The sequence below is a fragment of the Pseudomonas sp. S2_A05 genome (assembly GCF_054668485.1).
Genome location: NZ_CP162775.1, coordinates 2,196,335 through 2,220,873, shown reverse-complemented (window position 1 = coordinate 2,220,873; position 24,539 = coordinate 2,196,335). Strand labels below are relative to the sequence as shown.

Genomic DNA, 24,539 nt, shown 5'->3' with positions numbered 1-24,539 from the left:
AAACAGACAAACTCGAGTTCATGCATATGTCCCAGATGTCCCGGCAAGATCCGTTGATCGAGAATCATACGGTCGATTACGTCCCACTCGCGGAACGCCACGGGAAGGCCCGCGATCTGTTCACTCTTTGGTTCAGCACCAACATCGCGCCACTGCCCATCGTCACCGGCGCCATGGTGGTCCAGGTGTTCCACCTCAATCTGTTCTGGGGGCTGCTGGCGATTGCGCTGGGGCACATGATCGGCGGCGTGGTGATTGCGCTGGCCTCGGCGCAGGGTCCGCGCATGGGCATTCCGCAAATGGTCCAGAGTCGCGGTCAGTTCGGTCGTTATGGCGCACTGCTGATCGTGTTCTTCGCGGCGCTCATCTACATCGGTTTCTTCATTTCCAACATCGTGCTGGCCGGCAAATCCATCGTCGGCATTGCGCCGTCAGTACCGGCGCCGCTGAGCATTCTGATCGGAGCGCTGGCTGCTACGGCGATCGGTGTGATCGGCTACAACTTCATCCACACCCTCAACCGCATCGGCACCTGGGTGATGGGCGGCGCGTTGCTCGCCGGATTCATCTACATCTTCGCCCATGACTTGCCGGCAGACTTCCTGACACGCGGCAGTTTCAATCTCTCCGGCTGGCTGGCGACGGTGTCGCTGGGGATCATCTGGCAGATCAGCTTCTCGCCGTACGTCTCCGACTATTCGCGTTATCTGCCAGCAGACATCGGCATCGCCAAACCCTTCTGGGCGACGTATCTGGGTGCGACGCTGGGCACGATTCTGTCGTTCAGTTTTGGCGCGGTGGCGGTACTGGCGACGCCGGAAGGCACTGAAGCGATGGCAGCGGTCAAGCAGTCCACCGGCTGGCTGGGGCCGATTCTGATGGTGCTGTTTCTGCTCAACATCATCAGCCACAACGCGCTCAATCTGTATGGCGCAGTGTTGTCGATCATCACCTCGATTCAAACCTTCGCCAGCCAGTGGACGCCGAGCATCAAAGTGCGCGTGGTGCTGTCGAGCGTGATTCTGGCCGGATGCTGTGTGGTCGCCCTCGGTGCCTCGGCGGATTTCATTTCAGAATTCATCGGACTGATTCTCGCGTTGTTGCTGGTGCTGGTGCCGTGGGCGTCGATCAACCTGATCGATTTCTACCTGATCAAGCGCGGCAACTACGACATCGCCTCGATCTTCCGCGCTGACGGCGGGATCTACGGGCGCTTCAACCTGCACGCGATCATTGCCTATTTCATCGGCATCATCGTGCAGCTGCCGTTTGCCAACACCTCGCTGTACGTGGGGCCGTACGCCAACTTGGTGGAAGGTGCCGACCTGTCCTGGCTGGTCGGTCTGGTGGTAACGGTGCCGCTGTATTACTGCCTCGCAACCCGTGGTCAGGCGCAGCAGAGCCGGGCGGCCAGACTCGGCTATACCGACTGATCCCAACGGCAACACAGCAATGCCCGGCCCAATGCCGGGCATTTTTGTTTGCGTATCTCGGCGGTCAAGCAAATTGGCCATATCGATCCCCTTTTGGCCTGCCGCCTACTGTCATCGCGCTACGCTGTCAGCAAGAATCGAAACCATAACAACAGGCTCGACCTTTTTTGCCCTTGGCTATCGTTACAGCCACTGCCGTGTACAGAACATAAAAACCATCGATCTCACGTCGCATTCGGGGAAACAACCATGGTCACGATCAAACGCATTCTGGGCGCCACCGTGTGTGGCCTGACGCTGCTGGCCAGCGCCGTCCAGGCCGAGCAGCGCGAACTGCGGGTGTACAACTGGGCGGATTACATCCTGCCGTCAGTGCCCAAGGACTTCGCCGAGCAAAGCAAGATCAAAGTGACCTGGGACACCTTCGACACCAACGAATCCCTGGAAGCGAAACTGCTCACCGGCAACTCCGGTTACGACCTGGTGGTGCCGTCCAATCAGTTCATCGAAACCCAGATCAAGGCCGGCGTGTTCCAGAAACTCGACAAGTCGAAATTGCCGAACTGGAAGCACCAGGATCCGGCCCTGCTCAAATTGCTCGACGCCAACGACCCCGGCAACCAGTACGGCGTGCCGTACATGTACGGCACCGTGCTGATCGGCTTCAACCCGGCCAAGGTCAAGGCCGCCCTGGGCGAAAATGCGCCGGTGGACAGTTGGGATCTGGTGTTCAAACCCGAGAACATGGAAAAGCTCAAGGCCTGTGGCGTGGCGATGCTCGATTCGCCGTCGGAGATCCTGCCGCTGGCCCTGCATTACCTCGGCCTCGACCCGAACAGCCAGAACCCGGCGGACTATGAAAAGGCCAAGGCCTTGATGATGAAGATTCGCCCGTACGTGACCTACTTCAATTCGGCCAAGTACATGACCGACATTGCCAACGGCGACATCTGCGTGGCGATCGGTTATTCCGGCAGCTTCTACCAGTTCGGCAATCGCGCCAAAGAGGCGGGCAATGGCGTGGTGGTCGACTGGCGTTTGCCGAAGGAGGGCGCGCCGATCTGGTTCGACACGTTCGCCATTCCGAAGAGCGCGAAGAACGTCGCCGAGGCCCACGAATTCCTCAACCACTTGCTCGACCCGAAAGTGATCGCACCGATCAGCGATTTCCTCGGTTACCCGAATGCCAACAAGGACTCGATGCCGCTGGTCAACAAGGACATCACCGACAACCCCAACCTGACCCCGACCAGCGAAGCGCTGAAAACCCTGTATGTGGTGCAACCGTTGCCGCAGAAAATGGAACGGGTGCGCACGCGGGTGTGGACCAGTATCAAATCCGATAAATAAGAGCATCGCACTTCAAATGTGGGAGCGAGCCTGCTCGCGAAAGCGGTGTGTCATTCAACTCCTATGTTGAATGAACCGGCGTATTCGCGAGCAGGCTCGCTCCCACAGGTGGGGGTGGGTTGTGTCATTCGGTGCGGCGTTCTGCCTCGCGGCTGGTCACCAGGCTCAACAACACCGACCCCAGAATCACCGATCCGACGATTGCCAGCGACCATTCCACCGGCATGTGGAACCACGGCATCAGCACCATCTTGCCGCCGATGAACACCAGCACGATCGCCAAGCCATACTTGAGCAGGTGAAAACGGTCAGCCATGTCCGCCAGCAGGAAGTACAGCGCGCGCAGGCCCATGATCGCGAAGATGTTCGAGGTGAAAACAATGAACGGGTCAGTGGTCACGGCGAAGATCGCCGGAATGCTGTCGACCGCGAACATCAGGTCGCTGGCCTCGATCAGCACCAGCACCAGAAACATCGGCGTCGCCCAGCGCACGCCGTTCTGCAGGATGAAAAACTTCTCGCCATGAAAGCCGCTGGTGATGCGCATATGCCCGCGCACCCAGCGCAATAACGGATTCTTTTCCAGATCCGGTTGATGATCAGCGAACACCAGCATCTTGATCCCGGTGATGATCAGGAACACACCGAAGGCATACAGCAGCCATTCGAACTGCGACACCAGCCACACACCGGCGAAAATCATGATCGCGCGCATGACAATCGCGCCGAGCACGCCGTACAGCAGCACTCGTCGTTGCAATTCCGGTGGCACCGCGAAGTAGCTGAAGATCATCACGAAGATGAACATGTTGTCGATCGACAGGGACTGCTCGATCAGATAACCGGTTAAAAATTCCAAGGTTTTCTGTCTGGCGATCTCACCCCCGAATTCGCCATGCAGATACCACCAGAGCAGCCCGGCGAAGCTCAGCGCGAGCAGGCACCAGGCAATCACCCAGGCCGACGCTTCACGCACCGACACCCGGTGCGCCTTGCGCCCGCCGAAGACAAACAGGTCCAGGGCCAGCATGGCCAGAACGAAGACGATGAAGGCGCCCCACATCCAGGGTTCGCCGATGTTGATGTTCGTGGCAGGCATGGCACGCTCCCCTGTCTTTTTATTTGCAGCAAGCACATCCCCTGTGGGAGCGAGCCTGCTCGCGAATACGATGGAACAGTGAAGTTGAGGTTGCTGACCCACCGCGTTCGCGAGCAGGCTCGCTCCCACAGGGATCATCTTCTCTTCTCGATCAAAGTCAGACGGGGCCATGCTAGCGACGGATCTGGAGCAAAGAAAAATCGTTTATTTCTGACTGACAGTTCGGCAAAAACGAAGTGTCAGCGGAAAAACTCCCCCGGCGTCTCGCCAAACTGCTGACGAAATGCGGCGATAAACGCCGAGGTCGAGTCGTATCCACAAGCCAGCGCAACATCGGTCACACGCTCGCCTTTTTCCAGCGGGGTCAGGGCGCCAAGCAAGCGCAGGCGCTGGCGCCAGGCGCGGAAGGTCAGGCCGGTGTCGCGCAAAAACAGCCGTGTCAGAGTCTTTTCGGTGACACCGAATTTTTCGCTCCAGTGGCTCAGCGTGGTCTGCTGCTCCGGATGTTGCTCCAGGCTCTGATAGATCTGCTTCAGGCGCGGGTCTTGCGGCAGCGGCAGCATCAAATCGATGGTCGGCGCGTCGGCCAATTGATCAAGGATCACCTGGGCCAAGCGTCCGTCAGGGCCGCTCTCGTCGTATTCCACCGGGACCTGACTGAAGGCGCGAATCAATTCCCTGAGCAGCGCGCTGACGCCGAGCACATGGCAATGCTCGGCCGCCCAACCGGTGACGCTGCTGTCGATGTACAGGCTGCGCATTTCCGTGTGTGGCGCGCTGAACACCCGGTGCGGCACGCCCGCCGGAATCCACACCGCACGTTCCGGCGGCGCGACAAAACGGCCGGCGCTGGTCTGCACTTCGAGTACGCCTTGAATCGCATAGGACAACTGCACCCACGGATGGCTATGACGGCGGGTGAGGGCGCGGTTGGGCAGCGATTCAGTGCGTCCATACACCGGGCGCGGCAGGCTGGGCAGCCCGGGAACACTGCGGCGAACGCTTTTGGTATGTCCTTTAGGCGGCATCTTGTGGCTCTTCGGCGTTAGTCGGTAATTGCCAGCCACGTTAGAGTCGTTGGCACGCACTGGCAACCTTCGGATGAACCGCATGACTCGCCCACGTTTTTTGCCCGATAACTTCACCCTGACCTTGATCGGCGTCGTCTTGCTGGCGAGCTTCCTGCCCGCCAGCGGTCAAGTCGCCGTCGGCTTCGGCTGGCTGACCAACATCGCCATCGCCCTGCTGTTCTTCCTGCACGGCGCCAAGCTGTCGCGCGAATCGATCATCGCCGGCGCTGGCCACTGGCGTCTGCATCTGTTGGTGTTCGGCCTGACCTTCGTGCTCTTCCCGATTCTCGGTCTGGCGCTGAAACCGCTGTTGTCACCGCTGATCGGCGATCAGCTGTACATGGGCATGCTCTACCTTTGCGCGTTGCCAGCTACGGTGCAGTCGGCCATCGCGTTCACTTCGCTGGCGCGAGGCAATATTCCGGCGGCGATCTGCAGTGCGGCGGCGTCTAGTCTGTTCGGGATTTTTCTGACGCCGCTGCTGGTGACGCTGCTGCTCAACGTCCACGGCGACGGCGGTTCGACCCTCGATGCCATCGTCAAAATCAGTGTGCAATTGCTACTGCCATTCATTGCCGGGCAGATCGCACGCCGCTGGATCGGCGCGTGGGTAGGGCGCAACAAGAACTGGCTGAAATTCGTTGATCAGGGCTCGATTCTGCTGGTGGTGTACGGCGCATTCAGCGAGGCGGTCAACGAAGGCATCTGGCAGCAGATTCCGTTGTTCGAGTTGCTCGGCCTGGTGGTGGTCTGCTGCATCCTGCTGACGTTGGTTCTGGTGGCATCAATTCTGTTGAGCAAAGCCTTCGGCTTCAATCAGGAAGACCGCATCACCATCCTGTTCTGCGGCTCGAAAAAGAGCCTGGCCACCGGCGTGCCGATGGCGCAGGTGTTGTTCGCCGGCAGCACCATCGGCGTGCTGATTCTGCCGCTGATGCTGTTCCATCAGATTCAACTGATGGTCTGCGCGGTGCTGGCGCAGCGTTATGCGAAACGGCCGGAGTCGGTGCCGGATCTGATGGCGCAGGTGGACCCGTAAAACGCTTCACAGACCCGAATACTTGACCGCCGCTGCCGCCCGCGTCGGCACGTCCAGCGTGCGCAGCAACGAAGACACATGGATGCGTACCGTGAACGGCGAAATATCCAGTTCACGGGCAATTTCCTTGTTGGTCTTGCCTTGCGCGATCAACCGCAGAACGTCCTGCTGACGCGGCGTCAGCGTCGTCGCGGTTTCCAGCGGCAACAAGCCGGACGGCGCCGACTTCACCAGCACCTCACCTTCACGGATCGCCAGAATTGCCTGGCCGATTTCATCCGGCGCAATGTTCTTGCCGATAAAACCGTCAATGCCCGCCGCCATGACTTCACTGATCAGCGTCTGATCGTCAACCATCGACACCACGATCAGCGTGGTGCGCGGCAATCGTTGGCGCAAGTCGGCGAGTTGAGTGATGCAGGTCAGTCCGGGAAAACGCAGATCGAGCATCAGCGTGTCCGGCTCGTCGCCCTGTGGCAGCAGCTTGAGCACCGCGTCGAAGTCGCCGGCCTCGCAGGTATCGGCATCGGGCAGCAAGCGCTGCACGGTGCGCAGCATCGCCTCGCGAAACAGCGGGTGATCGTCGGCTATGATGATCCGGCACGTCATGATGCGACCCTCCCTGGGTCAGGCGTGATTCAAGGCCTGCACCTTAGCACTGGACGCGAAGGTTGCCTGTAGGCTGCTTCCGAAACTGACGATTGCTGCACAAGGACGTTTACCATGAAGTTCGAAAAAAATACCGAACTCGACCAGGCCAACCTGCGCATTATCATCGCTGCCATTGCGGTGGTTTACATGGTCGTGCTGGGTTTTCTGCCGGGCCATCGCTTCGATACCTACCTGCCGGTCATCACTTACATTGTCTTGTTTCTGCTGGCTTCGATCGCGTTCCGCCAAGCCATTGCGCGTTGGCCCGGGCATTATCCGGCGCGGCGGATTTTTGCCATGGTCCACGATTACACCGGCACCTGTTTTGGACTGGTGATCGGCGGCGAAGCGGCGCTGCCGTTGTATGCGGTGATGGTCTGGGTCAATCTCGGCAACGGCATGCGCTACGGCTCGCGCTATCTGGCAATCGCCACCGGCCTTGCATTGGTGGCGCAGCTGGTGGTCTATCGCCTGACGCCGTATTGGCAGGCGCAGCCGTTCATGGTGCTGATGCTGCTGATCACCAGCACGGTGATTCCGTTTTATGCGCACTTGCTGCTTGAGCGCACGCGCAAGGCGTCGGAAGAAGCGCTGGCGGCTAACCTGGAAAAGTCGCGGTTTCTGGCGCAGGCCAGTCATGACTTGCGTCAGCCGATTCATTCCATCGGTCTGTTTACCGCGTGTCTGCGAGAGTCGCGCCTGGGCGATGACGAGCGGCGGCTGGTCGATAACATCGACCGCTCACTGCTCAACGTCTCGCAATTGTTCCGCTCGATTCTCGACCTCTACACCCTCGATAACGGCCGGGTTGAAGCGAAAATGCAAACGCTGAATCTCGGTGAATGGCTTGCGGATCTGATACGCCAACACCAGGAAGCGGCCCGTTGGGCAGGCGTCGAGCTGCGGCTGCGACCGTGCAACCACTGGGTCAGAACCGACCCGGCGCTGCTCGCGACCATGGTGCAGAACGTGCTCTCCAACTGCTTCAAATACGGCGCGCAACGACCCGTGCTGATCGGCGTGCGTAGACGTGGGGCAGGGCTGGCCATCGTCATCCATGACCGTGGCAACGGCATTGCCGAAGAGCATCTGCACAAGGTCTTCGAGGAGTTTTATCGGGTACGGCAAGTGCGCGACAAAGATGTCGAGGGCGTCGGGCTGGGCCTGTCGATCATCAAGCGTCTTGGTGAACTGATCGATGTGCACGTTGCTCTGCGTTCACGGTTGGGACGCGGCACCGCTGTGACGCTTGCGGGGTTGCCGATCGTGGCGGCGCCGCAGTCACCGGTGGTTCGCAGTGAAGCGCGGCAGGCAGGTTTGTTGACCGGGCTGAAGGTGTGTCTGGTCGAGGATGACCGCAACGTGTTGCTCGCGACTTCGGCGTTGCTCGAACGCTGGGGCTGCGTGGTGCAGGCCGAGTGGTCAGCTGAAGGCCTGGTCACCGACTGCGACATCATCGTCGCCGACTATGACCTCGGCACCCACGCCACGGGTATCGAATGCATCGATGAAGTGCGCAGGCAGCGCGGCTGGGCCGTGCCGGCGATGATTATCACCGGGCATGACGTCGAGAAGATTCAGGCTGCGTTGCATGACCGGCAGATTGCGATTCTGTCGAAACCTGTGCGCCCGGCCGAGTTACGCGCGACGCTGCGCGCCCTGCGTGATCGACAAGGCGCAGCGGTTGAACAGATGCTGTAAAGGCCGATGTAAACGGGCGGCTCAGGAGCTCGCCCGTTATTTCGCGGCGATTACTGTGGGCTGTTGAACTGGTCGGAATAGCTGCCGGTCATCAGCGCCGATGCCACGCGATCAGAACCGACTCCGACCCGGGAGTAGGCCACTCGGTTGACGCCGGTGCGGTCGGCCCCATCCGCTGCCAATGCTCCGGCACCGACACGATCAGCGCCATCGGCAGCCACCGCGCCTGCGCCGACACGATCAGCGCCATCGGCAGCCAGCGCGCCGGCGCCGACACGATCGGCGCCATCGGCAGCCACCGCGCCGGCACCGACACGATCAGCGCCATCGGCAGCGACTGCACCTGCGCCGACACGATCAGCGCCATCGGCAGCCACCGCGCCGGCACCGACACGATCAGCGCCATCGGCAGCCACCGCGCCGGCACCGACACGATCAGCGCCATCGGCAGCGACTGCACCTGCGCCGACACGATCAGCGCCATCGGCAGCCACCGCGCCGGCACCGACACGATCAGCGCCATCGGCAGCCACCGCGCCGGCACCGACACGATCAGCGCCATCGGCAGCCACCGCGCCGGCGCCAACATGATCAGCCCCATCCGAAGCCAACGCCTGCGGTTGCGCCGCCAAGACATTCGGCACCACAACGCTGGCCGCTACCGCAAGAAGCACGCCTGACAACAACTTGTATTTCATGGTTTTCTCCACGACCCAGCAGCCAGAATGCGATGAGATGTCGTCCGTTGCGTATGCCCGGAGCAGTTACTCATTGGCTTGGGTTTTACCTGGTTGGCGAAAGGCACGGGCACACCGAACGGCGTGCGGGTGTCGAGATAATTTTGATCGAGCCGATTGAGTATAGGATCGGCCTCGGGAACTGCCACGGCGGGGAGATCGACGGACAAAAAAAGACGAAGCCCGCATCGTGCGGGCTTCGTTGTGTGGAGCTGTTTACATTTTTGCCAGCGCCTGAGCCAGGTCGGCGCGCAGGTCTTCAACGTCTTCAACTCCGACCGACAACCGCACCAAGCCATCGCCAATACCAAGCTTGGCGCGCGTCTCCGGTGGAATCGTCGCGTGGGTCATGATCGCCGGATGTTCGATCAAGCTTTCCACGCCGCCCAGACTTTCCGCCAGTGCAAAGATCTGCACGTTCTCTAGAAAGCGCCGTGCGCCGGCCAGATCGCTGTTCAGATCAACAGAAATCATCCCGCCAAAACCGCGCATCTGCCGCTTGGCCAGTTCGTGCTGCGGGTGCGACTCAAGGCCCGGATAGTAGACGCGCTTGACCTGCGGTTGCTGCTCGAGCCACTGCGCCAGATCCAGGGCGTTGCTGCAATGGCGTTCCATGCGCAGCGCCAAAGTCTTCACCCCGCGCAGGGTGAGGAATGCATCGAACGGCCCGGAAATCGCGCCGACGGCGTTTTGCAGGAAACCGAGTTTTTCCGCCAGCTCGGCGTTCTGCCCGACCACGGCAATGCCGCCGATCACGTCGGAGTGGCCGTTGAGGTATTTGGTGGTCGAGTGCAGGACGATGTCGAAGCCCAGCTCCAGCGGGCGCTGGATGTACGGGCTGGCGAAGGTGTTGTCGGCGACGCAGATGATCCCGCGCGCGCGGCAGATGCGCGCGATCGCGGCCAGATCCGACAGGCTCAGCAGCGGGTTGGTCGGGGTTTCGACCATGACCATGCGCGTGTCGTCCTGCAGCGAGGCTTCGAACGCCGACAGATCGGTCAGGTCGACGAAGCTGAAACGGTGCCCGGCGCTGCGCTGGCGAACCTTGTCGAACAGGCGGAAGGTGCCGCCGTACAAGTCATTGCCGGAAACGATGTGCGAGCCGGCGTCGAGCAGTTCCAACACCGTGGAAATCGCCGCCAGCCCTGAGGCGAAGGCGAACGCTCGGGTGCCGCCTTCAAGGTCCGCAATGCAGCGCTCCAGGGCGAAACGCGTCGGGTTGTGCGAGCGGCCGTAGTCGAACCCCTTGTGCACGCCGGGGCTGTCTTGCAGATAAGTCGAGTTGGCATAGATCGGCGGCATCAGCGCGCCGGTGGTCGGGTCCGGCTCCTGCCCGGCGTGGATCACCCGGGTCGCGAAGCCTTGGGATTTATCGTCGTGCTGACTCATGCAAGGGATCTCCGTAATTGGTTGAGCATGTCGGTGCGGGTAATCAGGCCATGGAAGCTGGAACCGTCAGCGATGATCGCGACGAGGCCACGGCTGAGCACCGCTTCCAGCTCGGCCAGGCTCGCAGCCGGGGCGAGGGTTTGCAGTTTGTCGGTCATCACGCTGGACACCGACTGGCTGAAGCGCGCGGCATCTTCGTGGACGCCGAGGAGGATGTCGGACTCGTCGATCACACCCACCAGTTGCTTGCCTTCGACCAGCACCGGCAGTTGCGAAACATCCGCCAGACGCATGCGCTGAAACGCAGTGAGCAGGGTGTCGTCCGGGCCGACGCTGATCACCCGGCCGTCCTCGAAACGCCGTGCGATCAAATCGCGCAGATCGCCGTAGCCCTTGCGCTGCAACAGGCCTTGATCGGTCATCCACTGGTCGTTGTAGACCTTCGACAGGTAGCGCGTGCCGGTGTCGCAGACGAAACTGACCACGCGTTTCGGCTCGGTCTGCTCGCGGCAATAACGCAGCGCGGCGGCGAACAGGGTGCCGGTCGATGAACCACCGAGAATGCCCTCGGCCTTGAGCAACTGGCGGGCGTGATCGAAGCTTTCCGCGTCGCTGATCGAGTAGGCGTGACGCACGCTGGACAGGTCAGTGATCGACGGAATGAAGTCTTCGCCGATGCCCTCGACGGCCCACGAACCGGGCGTCGGCAAGGTGCCGTCGCGGCTGTATTGCGCCATCACCGAGCCGACCGGATCGGCGAGGACCATTTCCAGATCCGGCTGCACGCGCTTGAAAAAACGGCTCAGCCCGGTCAGCGTGCCGGCCGATCCGACGCCGACGACGATGGCGTCCAGATCATGTTCGGTCTGCGCCCAGATTTCCGGCGCGGTGCTGCATTCATGGGCCAGCGGGTTGGCGGGATTGTTGAACTGGTCGGCGAAAAACGCCCCGGGAATGTCCTTGGCCAAGCGGGCGGCGACGTCCTGGTAATACTCGGGATGGCCCTTGCCGACATCGGAGCGGGTGATGTGCACTTCGGCGCCCATGGCCTTCAAGTGCAGGACCTTCTCGGTGGACATCTTGTCCGGCACCACCAGCACTACGCGATAGCCTTTGGCGCGGCCGACCAGCGCCAGACCCAGACCGGTATTGCCGGCGGTGGCCTCGACAATCGTGCCGCCCGGTTGCAGGCGACCGTCACGTTCGGCAGCGTCGATCATCGCCAGACCGATACGGTCCTTGATTGAGCCGCCAGGGTTCTGCGATTCGAGTTTGAGAAACAGCGTGCACGGTCCGGTATCGAAGCGGGTGACCTGCACCAGCGGAGTATTGCCTATCAGCCCAAGCACGGCAGGGCGTGATTCCTTTGACATTTCTTCACCTCTTTATGGTGTTGATCGCGTTCCAATCGCGGGGAAAAGACTCGCGTGCAACTTAGGCGCAGACATCCTCTCTCGCAACCTCTAATCCTTGGAAAATCCAGCCATTTGGATCTAACGATAGAACGAAAACTTGCATGTTGCCCTGACGTGTTCTGATCGTTCCCACGCTCCGCGTGGGAATGCAGCCTTGGACGCTCTGCGTCCCTACGGCCAGAAGATCCCAGCCTTCGACAGCTCCTTGTATCTCGACTAACGCTCCGTCAGGAGCGATAGTTCTCGACTGATCATCGAGGGAGGGACTTGGAAGCCGCGCAGCTCCTTAGGCTTTTTGCCTGTGACGTAGATCGTGCTCCAGCCCTCCACACTCACTCGTACAGTTCGCACGGTATCTTGGGCCCGCCTGCGGCGAGAGCCCGCATTCGCAAGGTTGGACAGAGTGACGTGATGATCGCAACAGGGAACAAGTGGAGAAACGATCATGTCCGGTTTCGTTGGCGTCGACATCGCAAAGAACACCTTTGATATCGCTACACACCAGCCCAACGGCAAGCACAAAACCAAGGCCAAGCTGGCCAACGATCCAAAGGGCTTTAAAGAGTTTGAGGCGTGGCTAGAAAAAAACGCCGAGCGTTCGGCCCTGATCGTGATGGAAGCCACCAGCGTCTACCACTTGGAACTCGCGGAATTCGTTTACAACAAAGGCTTCCGGGTCTGCGTCGTGAACCCGGCTACGACCAAAGCGTACGCTGACAGCGAACTGCGCCGCATCAAGACTGATAAAAGCGATGCCAAACTGATCGCCGACTTTGCCCGGGAAAAGGATCAAAAACTTCACCCATGGGCGCCTGAGCCGCTGAAATACCGCCAGTTAAAAGCAATGGTGCGCCGCCTGGATGACCTTCAGGAAATGGAACAAATGGAGCTTAATCGTCTGGACGTTTCCGACGAAAAGGTCAAAGACTCGATCAACTCCGTTCTGCGCCATATCGAAAAAGAGATCGTAGAAACGCATAAGGCGATCAAAAAACACATCGATGACGACCCGGATATGCGTCAGATGCGGGATCTCATCGTAACCATCGACGGCATCGGACAAAAAACGCTTGAACGATTGCTCGCCGAACTGGGTGACCTGCGCAAATACAGTGATCCTCGCCAACTGGTCGCTGCCGCAGGGCTCAATCCAAAGCTGCAGGAATCAGGAAAGCTCAAAGGTCACACCCTGATCTCAAGAGTAGGGTCAGCACGGCTGCGTGCAGGCCTTTACATGCCTGGCATGGTGGCGCTGAAACACAATAAGGCGATCAAGGCGATGAAAGAACGCCTGGAAGCCAATGGCAAGGCCCCCAAGCAGATCATCTGCGCAGCAATGCGCAAGCTGCTGCACTTCATTTACGGAGTGCTCAAGTCAGGACTGCCATATGACCCGAAACTTGCGCTTGCCCGGTGAGGCTCATGACGGTATCTACGGGGCGCCTGTGCATGAGTAGAACTTGTGATGATCTAGAATTTATTGAGTTTGTTTCATCAAGACCGGTTCCCGACAATACCCGCCATCGAATAAGCATCTGGAGTTGTTTGTCATGGCACTGGCCCATTCCCTTGGATTTCCGCGCATCGGTCGCGACCGCGAACTGAAGAAAGCGCAAGAGGCGTTCTGGAAAGGAGAACTGAACGAGGCGGGCCTGCGTGACGTCGGGCGTGAGCTGCGCAAGGTCCATTGGGACTTGCAGAAAAACGCCGGCATCGACTTGCTGCCGGTTGGCGATTTCGCCTGGTACGACCAGGTGCTGACCCACTCGCTGATGTTCGGCGTGATCCCCGAGCGCTTCCGCCCGCACGACGGCAAAGCCACGCTGCACACCCTGTTCAGCATGGCCCGTGGTGTCAGCAATACTTGCTGCGGCGAAGGCCACGCTCAGGAAATGACCAAGTGGTTCGACACCAACTATCACTACCTGGTACCGGAATTCAGCGTCGATCAACAATTTCAGCTGGGTTGGGAGCAGCTGTTTGAAGAAACCGAAGAGGCCCGTGCGCTAGGGCACAACGTCAAACCGGTGATCATCGGTCCGCTGACCTATCTGTGGCTGGGTAAAACCAAAGGCGCCGATTTCGACAAACTCGATTTGCTTGATCGCCTGCTACCGCTGTACGGCCAGATCTTCGCGCGGCTGGCGGCATTGGGCGTGGAGTGGGTGCAGATCGATGAGCCGATTCTGGTGCTCGATTTGCCACAGGACTGGAAGAATGCCTTCGAGCGCGCCTACAACCAGATCCAGCGCGATCCGCTGAAAAAACTGCTCGCCACGTACTTCGGTGGTCTGGAAGAAAACCTCGGTCTGGCGGCGAACCTGCCGGTCGACGGCCTGCACATCGATCTGGTGCGCGCGCCGGATCAGTACCCGACCATTCTGGATCGTCTGCCGGCTTATAAGGTGCTGTCGTTGGGTGTGGTCAACGGTCGGAACGTCTGGCGCTGCGATCTGCAAAACGCGCTGGCGACGCTGCGCCATGCTCATGAGCGTCTGGGTGATCGTTTGTGGGTAGCACCGTCCTGTTCATTGCTGCACAGCCCGGTTGATCTGGGCCGCGAAGACCAGCTCGATGCCGAACTGAAAAGCTGGCTGGCGTTCGCCGTGCAGAAGTGCGAAGAGGTCGCCGTGCTCGCTCAAGCGGTCAGCGAACCGGAAGCGCCGAAGGTACTGCGTGCCCTCGCGCAAAGCCGTTCGGTGCAGACCAGCCGCGCTGCCTCGCCGCGTATTCACAAACCGGCGGTACAAGCGCGGGTCGCGGCGATCACTGCCAAGGATGCGCAACGCCAATCGCCGTTTGCCCAGCGTATTGCCAAACAGCGCGGCAAGCTCGACCTGCCGTTATTCCCGACCACCACCATTGGTTCGTTTCCGCAAACGGCGGCGATCCGTCTGGCGCGTCAGGCCTACAAGCAAGGCAAGCTCAGCGCGGCCGATTACACCGATGCGATGCACACGGAGATTCGCCACGCGGTGGAAATTCAAGAACGCCTCGGCCTGGATGTGCTGGTGCACGGGGAGGCCGAGCGCAACGACATGGTCGAATACTTCGCCGAACAGCTCGACGGCTATGCCTTCACCCGCTTTGGCTGGGTGCAGAGCTACGGTTCGCGCTGCGTCAAACCGGCGGTGATTTTCGGTGACCTAAGCCGCCCGCAGGCGATGACGGTCGAGTGGATCCGCTACGCCCAAGGCCTAACCGACAAGGTCATGAAAGGCATGCTGACCGGCCCGCTGACCATGCTGATGTGGTCGTTCCCGCGCGAAGACGTCAGCCGCGAGGTGCAGGCTCAACAACTGGCGCTGGCCATTCGTGACGAGGTGAATGATCTGGAAGCGGCGGGAATCAAAATCGTCCAGATCGACGAAGCGGCGTTCCGTGAAGGCTTGCCGTTACGCCGGGCGCAGTGGCCGGCGTATCTGCACTGGGCGAGCGAAGCATTCCGCCTGTGCGCCTCCGGCGTGCGCGACGAAACGCAGATCCACACGCACATGTGCTACAGCGAGTTCAACGATGTGATCGAGTCGATCGCGGCGATGGACGCCGATGTCATCACCATCGAAACCTCGCGTTCGGACATGGAACTGCTCGAAGCGTTTGAAGCGTTTGCCTACCCGAACGACATCGGCCCCGGCGTGTACGACATTCACTCGCCACGGATTCCCGATGTGACGGAAATGGTCGGTTTACTGCGCAAAGCGGCGCAGCGTATTCCGGTGGAGCGGCTGTGGGTCAATCCGGATTGCGGGTTGAAGACCCGAGGCTGGCCAGAGACCGAAGCGGCGCTGGTGCACATGGTCAGCGCCGCGCGGCAACTGCGCAAAGAGTGGGCCTGACCCTTTACCGCCCCGGAATACATAACCCTGTGGGAGCGAGCCTGCTCGCGAAAGCGGTGTGTCAGCCACCCATGCATCAGGCAAGGAAGCGCAATATCGGCGCACCATCGAACGGGTCTGTCAGATAGTGCGCCCTGACCCCGAAAGTCGTCTGTAACCGCTCCGGCGTCAGCACGTGCAGCGGCTCGCCCAGTGCCACCAGACGCCCGCGCTCCAGCACCGCCAGGCGATCGCACTTGAGCGCCTGATTGAGATCGTGCAGGGCGATCAGCGTAGTCACCGGCAGTGCGCGCACCACGTGCAGAATGCTCAACTGATGCTGGATGTCGAGGTGGTTGGCCGGCTCGTCGAGCAGCAGGATCTGTGGGCGCTGCGCCAGTGCGCGGGCGATGTGCACGCGCTGGCGTTCCCCGCCGGAGAGGCTGCGCCAGAGGCGGTTGCGCAGGTGCACGGCGTCGACGTCAATCAGCGCTTGCTCGACGATGGCGTCATCGGCCGGCGACCACGGTTGCAGCGCCGACAACCACGGCGTCCGCCCCAGCGCCACCGCGTCGAACACGCGAATGCCATCGTCGGTATCGGCCTGTTGCTCAACCACCGCGAGCGTCTGCGCGATAGTGCGCCGCGACATCTTGCCCAGCGTCCGACCGTCGAGCTGCACCTGACCTGCGCTCGGTTCGCGCAGGCCAGCGAGCAGTTTCAGCAGAGTGGATTTCCCCGACCCGTTCGGCCCGACAATGCCCAGGGTCTCGCCGCGCTGAACATCGAGGCTGACACCGTTGAGCAATTCGGCACCGCGCACTTTGAAGCCCACATCAGCACAACTCAAAACCGTGTTCATCGCGCCGATCTCCGGCCCACCAGAATCAGCGCGAACACCGGTGCGCCGACCAGTGCGGTGATCACGCCGACCGGGATCACCTGACCCTTGATCAGGGTGCGTGACAGCACATCGGCGGCGATCAGAAACACTGCGCCGCCCAACGCACTGGCAGGCAGCAGACGGGCATGACCGGTGCCGAGCAACAACCGCGCGGCATGGGGAATCACCAGACCGACAAAGCCGATCGAGCCGACAATCGACACCATCACCGCCGTCACCAGCGCGGCGCAGCCAATCAACAGAATCTGCACACGTCGCACTGGAATGCCGAGAGACGCCGCCGAGTCCGCACCAAAGGTGAACGCATCCAGCGCCCGGCGATGCCACAGACAAACAACCAACCCCAACACAGCCACCGGCACCGCCAGCCACACCGACGGCCAGCGCACGCCGCCGAGATTGCCCAACAGCCAGAACATGATTCCGCGCGCCTGTTCCGAGCTGGCCGAGCGGGTGATCAGGAAAGCGGTGAGGGCGTTGAACAGCTGCGAGCCGGCAATCCCGGCAAGAATGATCTGCCCGGTGCCGCTGGCCGAGCCGCTGACCCGTGCCAACAGGATCACCATCACGAAAGCGGTCACCGCGCCGGCAAAAGCACCGACCGACAATGAAATCGCCCCGGCACCGACGCCGAGCAGGGCGACCATCACCGCGCCGGTCGAGGCGCCAGCAGAAATTCCCAGCAGATACGGATCGGCCAACGGATTGCGCAGCAGCGACTGCAGGATTACGCCACAGGTCGCCAGACCGGCGCCGCAGGCCGCCGCGACCAGCGCGCGGGTCAGGCGATAGTTCCAGACAATGCCTTCGTCGATCGGGTCGAGCACATAACCGGCGCCCCACAGCTTGTTGGCCAGCACCTGCAACACCACGCTCGGCTCGATCGAAGTCTCGCCAATGGCCACGCCGCCGATCAGCGCGACCGACAGCGTCAACAGCACCAGCAGCAAACGGATCAGGCGTCTGCTCATGGCGACAGGTCGTAGCCGTTGATGGCGCTGGCCAGTTGTTCGAGGCCGTCGAAGGTGCGCAGGCTGGCCTGCATGGCCATGGCGTCAAGGATGATGATGCGGTTGTGCTTGACCGCATCCATGTTGCGCGTCACCGGATCACTGCGCAGGAAGGCGAGTTTCTTTTGATAATCGTCCGCCGGGAAACGCCGACGATCCATGCGCGCGATCACCAGAAACGTCGGGTTGGCCTTGGCGATGGTTTCCCAGCCGACGGTTGGCCATTCTTCATCGGACTCGACGACGTTGCGCACGCCGAGGGTGCTGAGCATGAAATCGGGAACGCCTTTGTGCCCGGCCACGAACGGCTCGATGTCCATCTCGGCGCTGGAGAACCACACCAGAGCGCTGACGTCTTTGCGCTGCTGGTTTTTCGCGGTGGCGATCGATTGCGCGAGGCTGGCTTTGAGCTGCTCATTGAGCTGTTCGCCACGCGCCTGCACGTCGAAAATCGCCGCCAGTTGGCTCACGCTTTTGTAGATGCTGTCGATGCGAAACGGCGCCAGCCGCGTGCCGTCCGAACCGACGAGGTTGTCCTTGGCTTCGCAATCGGAGGGCAGCAGATAGGTCGGAATCTTCAGTTCATGAAACTGCTCGCGGGTGCCTACCGCGCCTTGCGGGCCGACCATCCATTCCAGCTCGACGGCAACCAGCTCCGGGCGTTTGGCGATCACCGCTTCGAAACTCGGCTCGTTGTCGGCAAGGCGCTCGATCCTGTCGTTCTGCGCTTTGTATGTGCCCAGCACGTCGTTGAACCACAGCGAAGTGCCAACGACTTTGTCGCCCAGACCCAAGGCATAGAGCATTTCCGTGCCGGCCTGGCCGATGGTCACCGTGCGCGCAGGCGCGTGCTGAAAGGTCAGGCTGCTGCCACAGTTTTCGACGGTCAGCGGATACGCAGTCGGCGCCGCTTGCGCCAGGGGGCAAAGACTCAGAGTGGTGAGCAGGGTGGCAACGCGGGGCAGCAGCATGGGGCAGTCTCCAAGGGAACCGTACGGGAGCGGGCGGGTACGGTTGGAAACACACCTCGGGCGCGGTCGTGGAAACTGCGCAAGGCCGGCACGGGGAAATGCGCACGGCACGATGTCCTTCCCGGACACCCCGCCGGTTGGTCAGTCACTGTGCCGGCAGGTCTCCTGACTGATGCGTCATTGCCATGCTCCGGCCTTCCCGGGATTCACCCAGTGGCAGTCAAGGAGCAGGCTCGGCACCTACAGTTGCGGGGGCAGTTCCGATTGATGCTGTGCAAGCATTTCGGATTCCCTATTAATTCCGTGTGGAAACCGGCGGCGGCATGGTAGTCGATTTGCACGGTGGAGGGGGAGGCGAATCTGCCACAGCGTCGATTTTGCCGTTGGCATTGCAATCTGTCATATGTCCTGGCTAATATACGATCCATATACACATCGTATAGGATTCATATATGGGCATCGTAAAGATTTCAGAGGACATGCACGAGAATCTGCGCATCTCCAGCAACGCCCTCAGCCGCTCGATCAACGCGCAGGCCGAGCACTGGATGCGCATCGGCATGCTCGCCGAGCTGCATCCCAATCTCGACCACAGCGCCATTTGCCGCCTGCTGATCCGCGCCGAACAGAATGGTGGGCTGGATCTGCAACAACTGACTCAGGAAGCCGTCAGCGCATGAGAAACCAGATCAAGATCAACACCCCGGCCGACATCGAAAAATCCCGCGCTGCCGGCAAACTCGCCGCTGAAGTGCTGGCAATGCTGGTGCCGCATGTGAAGGCTGGCGTGACCACCGATGAGCTGGATCGACTGTGCAACGATTACATCGTCAATGTGCAGAAGGCGGTGCCAGCCAATGTCGGTTATCACGGCTTCCCGAAAACCGTCTGCGCGTCGGTCAACGATGTGGTGTGCCACGGGATTCCATCGGGTACGCCATTGAAAGACGGCGACATCGTCAACCTCGACATCGCGGTGATCAAGGACGGCTGGTTCGGCGATACCAGTCGCATGTATGTGGTGGGCGAGGCGACTCGTGAAGCGCAGCACCTGATCAAGACCACCTACGAAGCCATGTGCGCAGGCATCCGTGCAGTGAAGCCGGGCGCAACGCTGGGCGATATCGGTCATGCGATCCAGCGCCTGGCGGAGGCGGAGGGCTTCAGCGTGGTGCGCGAGTACTGCGGCCATGGCATCGGCAAGGTCTATCACGACGAACCGCAAATCCTGCATTACGGCTTTCCCAATCAAGGGCTGAAGCTTAAGGCCGGGATGATTTTCACCGTGGAACCGATGCTCAATGCCGGCAAACGCCATGTGAAGAACATGCCGGATGGCTGGACCGTATTGACCAAGGATGGCTCCTTGTCGGCGCAGTGGGAGCATATGGTCGCGGTGACGGAGACCGGGTTTGAAGTGCTGACGGCTTGGCCGGATGAGATTGAAGGGTACCGGGCCATTGGCTAATACCGTGTCGCCTGCTTGCCCTCACCCTAGCCCTCTCCCAATGGGAGAGGGGACTGACCGAGGTGTTGTGCGAGATACGCCGACGTGCGATACCGAGTCGAACTTACATTTTGAACAGCATTAAGATCGGCTCCCTTTCCCCCTCGCCCCCCGTGGGGGAGAGGGCTGGGGTGAGGGGGTAGATCCAACTGACTCAGCGCAATCAGTGAGCACCGGCAGCCTTGTTCAAGTCGCTCTCGGTCCACTCGGTATAAACACAAGCATCCGCCGTCGCCCAGCGCACCCGTACCGGATCGCCGGCCTTGAGCGGCATGCCCGCTGCCGATAGCGCTTTCACCGTCATCGACGTCCCGCCCGCAGTCACCACGCTGCAGGTCTGGCTTTCACCGAGAAACAGCACCTCCACAACGTTCGCCGACACCTCATTCCAGCCCGCTGCCAGCGGCTCATCCAGCGCCTGCTGCGTGCTCAGCGCCAAGGCCTTTTCCGGACGCACCATCAGCAGCACATCCTGATCAGTGTGCAACCCGGACGTCAGCCGAATCGACAACGACTGGCCCTCGAAACTCGCCGCTGCATTGCCTTGCGCCTTGAGCTTGAGGAAGTTCGAATTACCCAGGAACGACGCGACAAATGCATTCGGCGGATTCTGATAAAGGTCATAACCACTGCCCAGCCCGACAATCTTGCCGTGGCTGAAAATCGCGATGCGTTGCGACAGACGCATGGCTTCTTCCTGGTCGTGGGTCACGTACACGATGGTGATACCCAGGCGTCGGTGCAGTTGGCGCAGTTCATCCTGCAAGTCCTCGCGCAGCTTCTTGTCCAGCGCGCCCAACGGTTCATCCATCAGCAGAATGCGCGGCTCGTAAACCAGCGCCCGGGCGATGGCAACCCGTTGTTGCTGGCCACCGGACAGTTGCGAAGGGCGGCGATGGGCGAACTGTTCGAGTTGCACCAGCTTCAACATCGCATCGACGCGCTTTTCGCGCTCGGCCGCAGCCAGTTTGCGAATGGTCAGAGGGAAGGCGATGTTGTCGCGTACCGACAGATGCGGGAACAGCGAGTAACGCTGAAAGACCATGCCGATGTCGCGCTTGTGCGGCGGCACGTTGACCAGCGACTGGCCGTTGACGAGGATCTCGCCGCTGCTCGGTGTTTCAAAACCGGCGAGCATCGACAGCGTGGTGCTTTTGCCCGAGCCGCTGGAGCCGAGGAAGGTGAGGAATTCACCGTCCTTGATGTCCAGCGAGATATTGTCGACGGCAGCGAAATCGCCGTAGTGCTTGTTCAGGTTGCGCAGGCTGACCAGGGGTTTGTCGTTCTGCTGGGATGCGTCTTTGATCACGGCACTCATGTCGTACTCCTGGGCGCTCAGGCGCTGATTTCGTTGCGCCGGCGCAGGGCGGCGGCGATCACCATGACCAATACCGACAGGCCGATCAGCAGCGTCGAAGCGACGGCGATCACCGGGGTCAGGTCCTGGCGCAAAGTGGTCCACATTTTCACGGGAAGGGTTTGCAGAGTCGGGCTTGCCATCATCACGCTGAGCACCACTTCGTCCCAGGAAACGAGGAAGGCGAAGAGGGCGCCGGCGACCATCCCCGGACGAATCGCCGGGAACGTCACCTTGAACACCGCTTGCAAGCGCGAGGCACCGCAGATTACCGCCGCGTCTTCAATCGACTGATCGAACAGCTTCAGCGAGTTGATGATCGAGATGATGGTGAACGGCAGCGCGACGATCACATGGCTGACGACGAAGGCGAACATCGTTCCGGTGTAGCCGAGCTTGAGAAACAGCGCGTACACCGCCACGGCAATGATCACCAGCGGCACGATCATCGGCAGGGTGAACAGGCCATAGAGCATCTCGCGGCCGGGAAAGCGTCCGCGCACCAGCGCAAACGCGGTCGGCAAACCGAGCGCCACAGCGCAGATGGTGGTCAGCACGGCAACTTTTAGGCTGGCGGCGGCGGCGTTCATCCAGTCGGGATTGGAGAAGAACTGGCCGTACCATTTCAGCGTCCAGCCCGGTGGCGGGAACACCAGCCACTGCGAGGAGCCGAACGACAGCAGCACGATGAACACGATCGGCAACAGCAGGAACAGGCCGATCAGCCCAGTCGTAGCGTAGAGGCCGAAACGCATGCGCCGGCTCATGGCATTGGGGGTCAGGAGCATGTCGGCTTACCTCGCGTTACTGGCGCCAACCGGGGATTCCGGTTGAAGCTTCAGGTAGAAGTAGAACAGCACCAGGGTAATTGCGATCAGCAACGCGGCGCCGGCACTGGCCAGGCCCCAGTTGAGGAACGATTGCACCTGCTGAATGATGAACTCCGGCAGCATCATGTTCTGCGCCCCGCCGAGCAGCGCGGGGGTGACGTAGTAACCGAGCGACATTACGAACACCATCAAACCGCCGGACGCCAGACCCGGCCGGCACAGCGGCAGGAACACCCGGAAAAAGTTGGTCCACGGACTGGCGCCACAGATCGAGCCGGCCTGCAGGATCATCGGGTCGATGGCCTGCATGGTCGCCTGCAACGGCAGTACGATGAACGGGATCATGATGTAGCTCATGCCGATCACCACGCCGGTGAGGTTGTGCACCATCTCCAGCGGTTGATCGATGATGCCCATGGCCATCAAGGTCTTGTTGATCACGCCCGAGGCTTGCAGCAAAACCAGCCACGAATAGGTGCGGGCGAGCAGGCTGGTCCACATCGACAGCAGCACGATGTTGAGGATCCAGCGCCCCCAGCCGCGCGGCACCAGGGTGATCGCCCAGGCCAGCGGAAAGCCCAAGAGCAGGCTGAACAGCGTCACCAGCCCGGCCACCGAAAAGGTGTTGAGCAGCACTCGCGCATAGGCCGAGTTGGCGAACAACTGTTCGTAGTTGCCGAGACCAGGCACAGGTTCCAGCACACCGCGCAACAGCAGGCCAATCAACGGCGCGAGAAAGAACAGGCCGAGGAACAGCAGCGCCGGGACGAGGTTGCCGGCGCCGCGCCAGCGTTGCTTGAAGGCCGAACCGGCAGCGCCGGCGGCGCTCCCGGTGGCAGTGGAAGGACGAGGCGCAGTGGCCGCGATTTTCATTTGACCAGCCATTCGTTCCACCGTGTCGCGATAGCCGGACCGTTCTTGGCCCAGTAAGCGAAATCAAGGGTGATCTGATCCTTGGCGTAAGCCGTCGGCAGGTTGGGGGCCAGCGTCGAATCCAGACGCTCCACACTGTCGAGGTTGACCGGCGCGTAGGCGGTCAGGTTGGAGAAGTCGGCCTGGCCTTTGGCGCTGCTGGCATTGGCGAGGAACTTCATCGCCGCGTCCTTGTTTTTCGAGCCTTTGGGGATGACCAGAATGTCGGCCATGACCAGGTTCTGCTTCCAGCTCACGCCGACCGGTGCGCCGTCTTCCTGCAGGGCGTGCACCCGACCGTTCCAGAACTGGCCCATGCTCGCTTCGCCGGACGCCAGCAGTTGCTGCGACTGCGCGCCGCCGCCCCACCAGACGATGTCTTTCTTGATGGTGTCGAGTTTCTTAAAGGCGCGATCCAGATCCAGCGGGTAGAGCTTGTCAGCCGCAACGCCGTCGGCCAGTAGCGCCAGTTCGAGCACGCCGGGGCTTGGCCATTTGTACAGGGCGCGCTTGCCCGGGTAGGTCTTGGTGTCGAACAGCGCGCTCCAGTCCTGCGGCTTGTTGGCGCCGAGCTTGCCTTCGTTGTAGCCGAGGACAAAGGAGAAGAAGAACGAACCGACGCCGTGATCGCTGACAAAGCGCGGGTCGATCCTGTCGCGCTGGATCACTTTGAAATCGAGGGGTTCGAGCAGGCCTTCGGCAGCGGCGCGCAGAGCGAAGTCGGCTTCGACATCGACTACGTCCCACTGCACGTTGCCGCTTTCGACCATGGCTTTGAGTTTACCGTAGTCGGTGGGGCCGTCCTGGACGACGGTGATGCCGCTGGCCTTGCTGAACGGATCGGCCCAGGCCTGTTTCTGCGCATCCTGGGTGCTACCGCCCCAGCTGACAAAATTCACGCTTTCGGCAGCCATTGCAGCCTGGCCGGTAACGCTGAGCAGTCCCGCGAAAAAGATCGCGGTTGCAGCTTTGTTCAACAGCATGTTCACGCCCTCATTGTTGTGTTTTTGAGCGGGCCTTGCGTTGTTGCCCGCCTGTCGGGAGCAGTAGCTGGACGCTTTTTCACGTCGTCCGGTCTATGGAATATCATATTATGGTATTCCAAACTTTGTGCAAGCACTTTGCCTTACCGGTTATCTGGCCGGTTGGTTTTTTTGAGCCGTTCGGCCTGAGATATTTTGTGAATGTGAGATCCAGCCCCTCACCCCAGCCCTCTCCCAAGGGGAGAGAGGGAAAGGGAGTCGATCTTCATGCTGTTCAAAACCCAGCCCGATTCGGTAATGGGAAAGGAGTGGATCCGTATGCTGCTCAAAGCTGAGTTCGACTCGGTATCCCAGGTCGATGTA

The 24,539-nt window shown here is 60.8% G+C and carries 20 protein-coding genes, 1 pseudogene and 1 riboswitch; of the genes and pseudogenes, 8 read left to right on the top strand and 13 right to left on the bottom strand.

Annotated features, from left to right (window positions below; translation table 11 throughout):
• Nucleotides 1-26: 26 nt before the first annotated feature.
• Together AB4O12_RS10095 and AB4O12_RS10090 are read left to right on the top strand one after the other, a co-directional pair.
• Nucleotides 27-1,433 carry a purine-cytosine permease family protein gene (locus AB4O12_RS10095; protein ID WP_016775036.1) on the top strand — a complete coding sequence of 469 codons (1,407 nt, stop codon included), beginning with the start codon at nt 27-29 and terminating at the stop codon, nt 1,431-1,433.
• A gap of 249 nt (nt 1,434-1,682) precedes the next feature.
• The gene (locus AB4O12_RS10090) at nt 1,683-2,783 is read left to right on the top strand and encodes a polyamine ABC transporter substrate-binding protein (protein WP_460061718.1); all 1,101 of its coding nucleotides are present in this window, start codon (nt 1,683-1,685) and stop codon (nt 2,781-2,783) included.
• Between the two features lie 124 nt (nt 2,784-2,907).
• Here AB4O12_RS10090 and AB4O12_RS10085 read toward each other — a convergent pair whose 3' ends face one another.
• Nucleotides 2,908-3,882 (bottom strand): TerC family protein, encoded by a 975-nt coding sequence (locus AB4O12_RS10085; RefSeq protein WP_460061716.1) that lies wholly within the window; start codon nt 3,880-3,882, stop codon nt 2,908-2,910.
• A 239-nt stretch (nt 3,883-4,121) separates the two neighbouring features.
• Nucleotides 4,122-4,910 (bottom strand): AraC family transcriptional regulator, encoded by a 789-nt coding sequence (locus AB4O12_RS10080; protein WP_252878182.1) that lies wholly within the window; start codon nt 4,908-4,910, stop codon nt 4,122-4,124.
• Between the two features lie 82 nt (nt 4,911-4,992).
• Here AB4O12_RS10080 and AB4O12_RS10075 point away from each other — a divergent pair, with 82 nt between their 5' ends.
• Complete coding sequence (locus AB4O12_RS10075; protein WP_041480047.1) at nt 4,993-5,991, top strand: bile acid:sodium symporter family protein; 999 nt, start codon at nt 4,993-4,995, stop codon at nt 5,989-5,991.
• Nucleotides 5,992-5,997: 6 nt separating this feature from the next.
• Here AB4O12_RS10075 and AB4O12_RS10070 read toward each other — a convergent pair whose 3' ends face one another.
• The gene (locus AB4O12_RS10070; protein ID WP_252867757.1) at nt 5,998-6,600 is read right to left on the bottom strand and encodes a LuxR C-terminal-related transcriptional regulator; all 603 of its coding nucleotides are present in this window, start codon (nt 6,598-6,600) and stop codon (nt 5,998-6,000) included.
• A 114-nt stretch (nt 6,601-6,714) separates the two neighbouring features.
• On the opposite strand from AB4O12_RS10070, the gene AB4O12_RS10065 reads away from it, so the two are divergent.
• On the top strand, nt 6,715-8,343 hold the full coding sequence (locus AB4O12_RS10065) for an ATP-binding response regulator (protein ID WP_460061713.1): 1,629 nt from the start codon (nt 6,715-6,717) through the stop codon (nt 8,341-8,343).
• Nucleotides 8,344-8,393: 50 nt separating this feature from the next.
• Here the strand turns inward: AB4O12_RS10065 and AB4O12_RS10060 are convergent, their stop codons facing one another.
• The 3 genes from AB4O12_RS10060 to AB4O12_RS10050 form a co-directional block, all read right to left on the bottom strand.
• Nucleotides 8,394-9,041, bottom strand: coding sequence for a hypothetical protein (locus tag AB4O12_RS10060; RefSeq protein ID WP_460061711.1), 648 nt, complete (start codon nt 9,039-9,041; stop codon nt 8,394-8,396).
• Nucleotides 9,042-9,296: 255 nt separating this feature from the next.
• Entirely contained in the window at nt 9,297-10,469 is a 1,173-nt protein-coding gene (locus AB4O12_RS10055) for a cystathionine gamma-synthase (protein ID WP_460061708.1), read from the bottom strand.
• Nucleotides 10,466-11,842, bottom strand: coding sequence for a pyridoxal-phosphate dependent enzyme (locus AB4O12_RS10050; RefSeq protein WP_056789363.1), 1,377 nt, complete (start codon nt 11,840-11,842; stop codon nt 10,466-10,468). The genes AB4O12_RS10055 and AB4O12_RS10050 overlap by 4 nt, the downstream gene beginning before the upstream one ends.
• A gap of 487 nt (nt 11,843-12,329) precedes the next feature.
• Here AB4O12_RS10050 and AB4O12_RS10045 point away from each other — a divergent pair, with 487 nt between their 5' ends.
• Complete coding sequence (locus AB4O12_RS10045) at nt 12,330-13,301, top strand: IS110 family RNA-guided transposase (protein WP_252867835.1); 972 nt, start codon at nt 12,330-12,332, stop codon at nt 13,299-13,301.
• A gap of 133 nt (nt 13,302-13,434) precedes the next feature.
• Entirely contained in the window at nt 13,435-15,723 is a 2,289-nt protein-coding gene (gene metE, locus AB4O12_RS10040; RefSeq protein WP_460061705.1) for a 5-methyltetrahydropteroyltriglutamate--homocysteine S-methyltransferase, read from the top strand.
• A 76-nt stretch (nt 15,724-15,799) separates the two neighbouring features.
• Here the strand turns inward: metE and AB4O12_RS10035 are convergent.
• The 3 genes and pseudogenes from AB4O12_RS10035 to AB4O12_RS10025 form a co-directional block, all read right to left on the bottom strand.
• Nucleotides 15,800-16,468: pseudogene (locus AB4O12_RS10035) on the bottom strand (ABC transporter ATP-binding protein); the annotation flags it as partial.
• Between the two features lie 92 nt (nt 16,469-16,560).
• Entirely contained in the window at nt 16,561-17,577 is a 1,017-nt protein-coding gene (locus tag AB4O12_RS10030) for a FecCD family ABC transporter permease (RefSeq protein ID WP_460061703.1), read from the bottom strand.
• Nucleotides 17,574-18,587, bottom strand: coding sequence for an ABC transporter substrate-binding protein (locus AB4O12_RS10025; protein WP_460061700.1), 1,014 nt, complete (start codon nt 18,585-18,587; stop codon nt 17,574-17,576). The genes AB4O12_RS10030 and AB4O12_RS10025 overlap by 4 nt, the downstream gene beginning before the upstream one ends.
• A 138-nt stretch (nt 18,588-18,725) precedes the next feature.
• A riboswitch (cobalamin riboswitch) is annotated at nt 18,726-18,919 on the bottom strand.
• 120 nt (nt 18,920-19,039) lie between these two features.
• Between AB4O12_RS10025 and AB4O12_RS10020 the strand changes: the two genes are divergently transcribed.
• Entirely contained in the window at nt 19,040-19,267 is a 228-nt protein-coding gene (locus AB4O12_RS10020) for a ParD-like family protein (protein ID WP_007918027.1), read from the top strand.
• On the top strand, nt 19,264-20,055 hold the full coding sequence (map, locus tag AB4O12_RS10015; RefSeq protein ID WP_460061698.1) for a type I methionyl aminopeptidase: 792 nt from the start codon (nt 19,264-19,266) through the stop codon (nt 20,053-20,055). The genes AB4O12_RS10020 and map overlap by 4 nt, the downstream gene beginning before the upstream one ends.
• A gap of 202 nt (nt 20,056-20,257) precedes the next feature.
• Here the strand turns inward: map and AB4O12_RS10010 are convergent, their stop codons facing one another.
• The 4 genes from AB4O12_RS10010 to AB4O12_RS09995 are packed head-to-tail and all read right to left on the bottom strand — an operon-like array spanning nt 20,258 to nt 24,176.
• The gene (locus AB4O12_RS10010; protein ID WP_460061696.1) at nt 20,258-21,412 is read right to left on the bottom strand and encodes an ABC transporter ATP-binding protein; all 1,155 of its coding nucleotides are present in this window, start codon (nt 21,410-21,412) and stop codon (nt 20,258-20,260) included.
• 17 nt (nt 21,413-21,429) lie between these two features.
• Nucleotides 21,430-22,239: an ABC transporter permease gene (locus AB4O12_RS10005; RefSeq protein WP_007918021.1), complete on the bottom strand. Its 810-nt coding sequence runs from the start codon at nt 22,237-22,239 to the stop codon at nt 21,430-21,432.
• Nucleotides 22,240-22,245: 6 nt separating this feature from the next.
• On the bottom strand, nt 22,246-23,154 hold the full coding sequence (locus AB4O12_RS10000) for an ABC transporter permease (protein WP_056789380.1): 909 nt from the start codon (nt 23,152-23,154) through the stop codon (nt 22,246-22,248).
• A complete protein-coding gene (locus AB4O12_RS09995; protein ID WP_460061692.1) occupies nt 23,151-24,176 on the bottom strand; it encodes an ABC transporter substrate-binding protein in 1,026 nt (341 codons plus the stop codon). Before AB4O12_RS09995 ends, AB4O12_RS10000 begins: the two co-directional genes overlap by 4 nt.
• Between the last annotated feature and the right edge of the window lie 363 nt (nt 24,177-24,539).

Bases quoted from the DNA above. Each gene is read 5' to 3' on its own strand.
- AB4O12_RS10025 (WP_460061700.1), bottom strand. From the start codon at position 18,587: ATGCTGCTGCCCCGCGTTGCCACCCTGCTCACCACTCTGAGTCTTTGC.
- AB4O12_RS10055 (WP_460061708.1), bottom strand. From the start codon at position 10,469: ATGAGTCAGCACGACGATAAATCCCAAGGCTTCGCGACCCGGGTGATC.
- AB4O12_RS10075 (WP_041480047.1), top strand. From the start codon at position 4,993: ATGACTCGCCCACGTTTTTTGCCCGATAACTTCACCCTGACCTTGATC.
- AB4O12_RS10085 (WP_460061716.1), bottom strand. From the start codon at position 3,882: ATGCCTGCCACGAACATCAACATCGGCGAACCCTGGATGTGGGGCGCC.
- AB4O12_RS10020 (WP_007918027.1), top strand. From the start codon at position 19,040: ATGGGCATCGTAAAGATTTCAGAGGACATGCACGAGAATCTGCGCATC.
- AB4O12_RS10030 (WP_460061703.1), bottom strand. From the start codon at position 17,577: ATGAGCAGACGCCTGATCCGTTTGCTGCTGGTGCTGTTGACGCTGTCG.
- AB4O12_RS10045 (WP_252867835.1), top strand. From the start codon at position 12,330: ATGTCCGGTTTCGTTGGCGTCGACATCGCAAAGAACACCTTTGATATC.
- AB4O12_RS10090 (WP_460061718.1), top strand. From the start codon at position 1,683: ATGGTCACGATCAAACGCATTCTGGGCGCCACCGTGTGTGGCCTGACG.
- AB4O12_RS10005 (WP_007918021.1), bottom strand. From the start codon at position 22,239: ATGCTCCTGACCCCCAATGCCATGAGCCGGCGCATGCGTTTCGGCCTC.
- AB4O12_RS10065 (WP_460061713.1), top strand. From the start codon at position 6,715: ATGAAGTTCGAAAAAAATACCGAACTCGACCAGGCCAACCTGCGCATT.
- AB4O12_RS10095 (WP_016775036.1), top strand. From the start codon at position 27: ATGTCCCAGATGTCCCGGCAAGATCCGTTGATCGAGAATCATACGGTC.
- metE (WP_460061705.1), top strand. From the start codon at position 13,435: ATGGCACTGGCCCATTCCCTTGGATTTCCGCGCATCGGTCGCGACCGC.
- AB4O12_RS10060 (WP_460061711.1), bottom strand. From the start codon at position 9,041: ATGAAATACAAGTTGTTGTCAGGCGTGCTTCTTGCGGTAGCGGCCAGC.
- map (WP_460061698.1), top strand. From the start codon at position 19,264: ATGAGAAACCAGATCAAGATCAACACCCCGGCCGACATCGAAAAATCC.
- AB4O12_RS09995 (WP_460061692.1), bottom strand. From the start codon at position 24,176: ATGCTGTTGAACAAAGCTGCAACCGCGATCTTTTTCGCGGGACTGCTC.
- AB4O12_RS10010 (WP_460061696.1), bottom strand. From the start codon at position 21,412: ATGAGTGCCGTGATCAAAGACGCATCCCAGCAGAACGACAAACCCCTG.
- AB4O12_RS10050 (WP_056789363.1), bottom strand. From the start codon at position 11,842: ATGTCAAAGGAATCACGCCCTGCCGTGCTTGGGCTGATAGGCAATACT.
- AB4O12_RS10080 (WP_252878182.1), bottom strand. From the start codon at position 4,910: ATGCCGCCTAAAGGACATACCAAAAGCGTTCGCCGCAGTGTTCCCGGG.
- AB4O12_RS10000 (WP_056789380.1), bottom strand. From the start codon at position 23,154: ATGAAAATCGCGGCCACTGCGCCTCGTCCTTCCACTGCCACCGGGAGC.
- AB4O12_RS10070 (WP_252867757.1), bottom strand. From the start codon at position 6,600: ATGACGTGCCGGATCATCATAGCCGACGATCACCCGCTGTTTCGCGAG.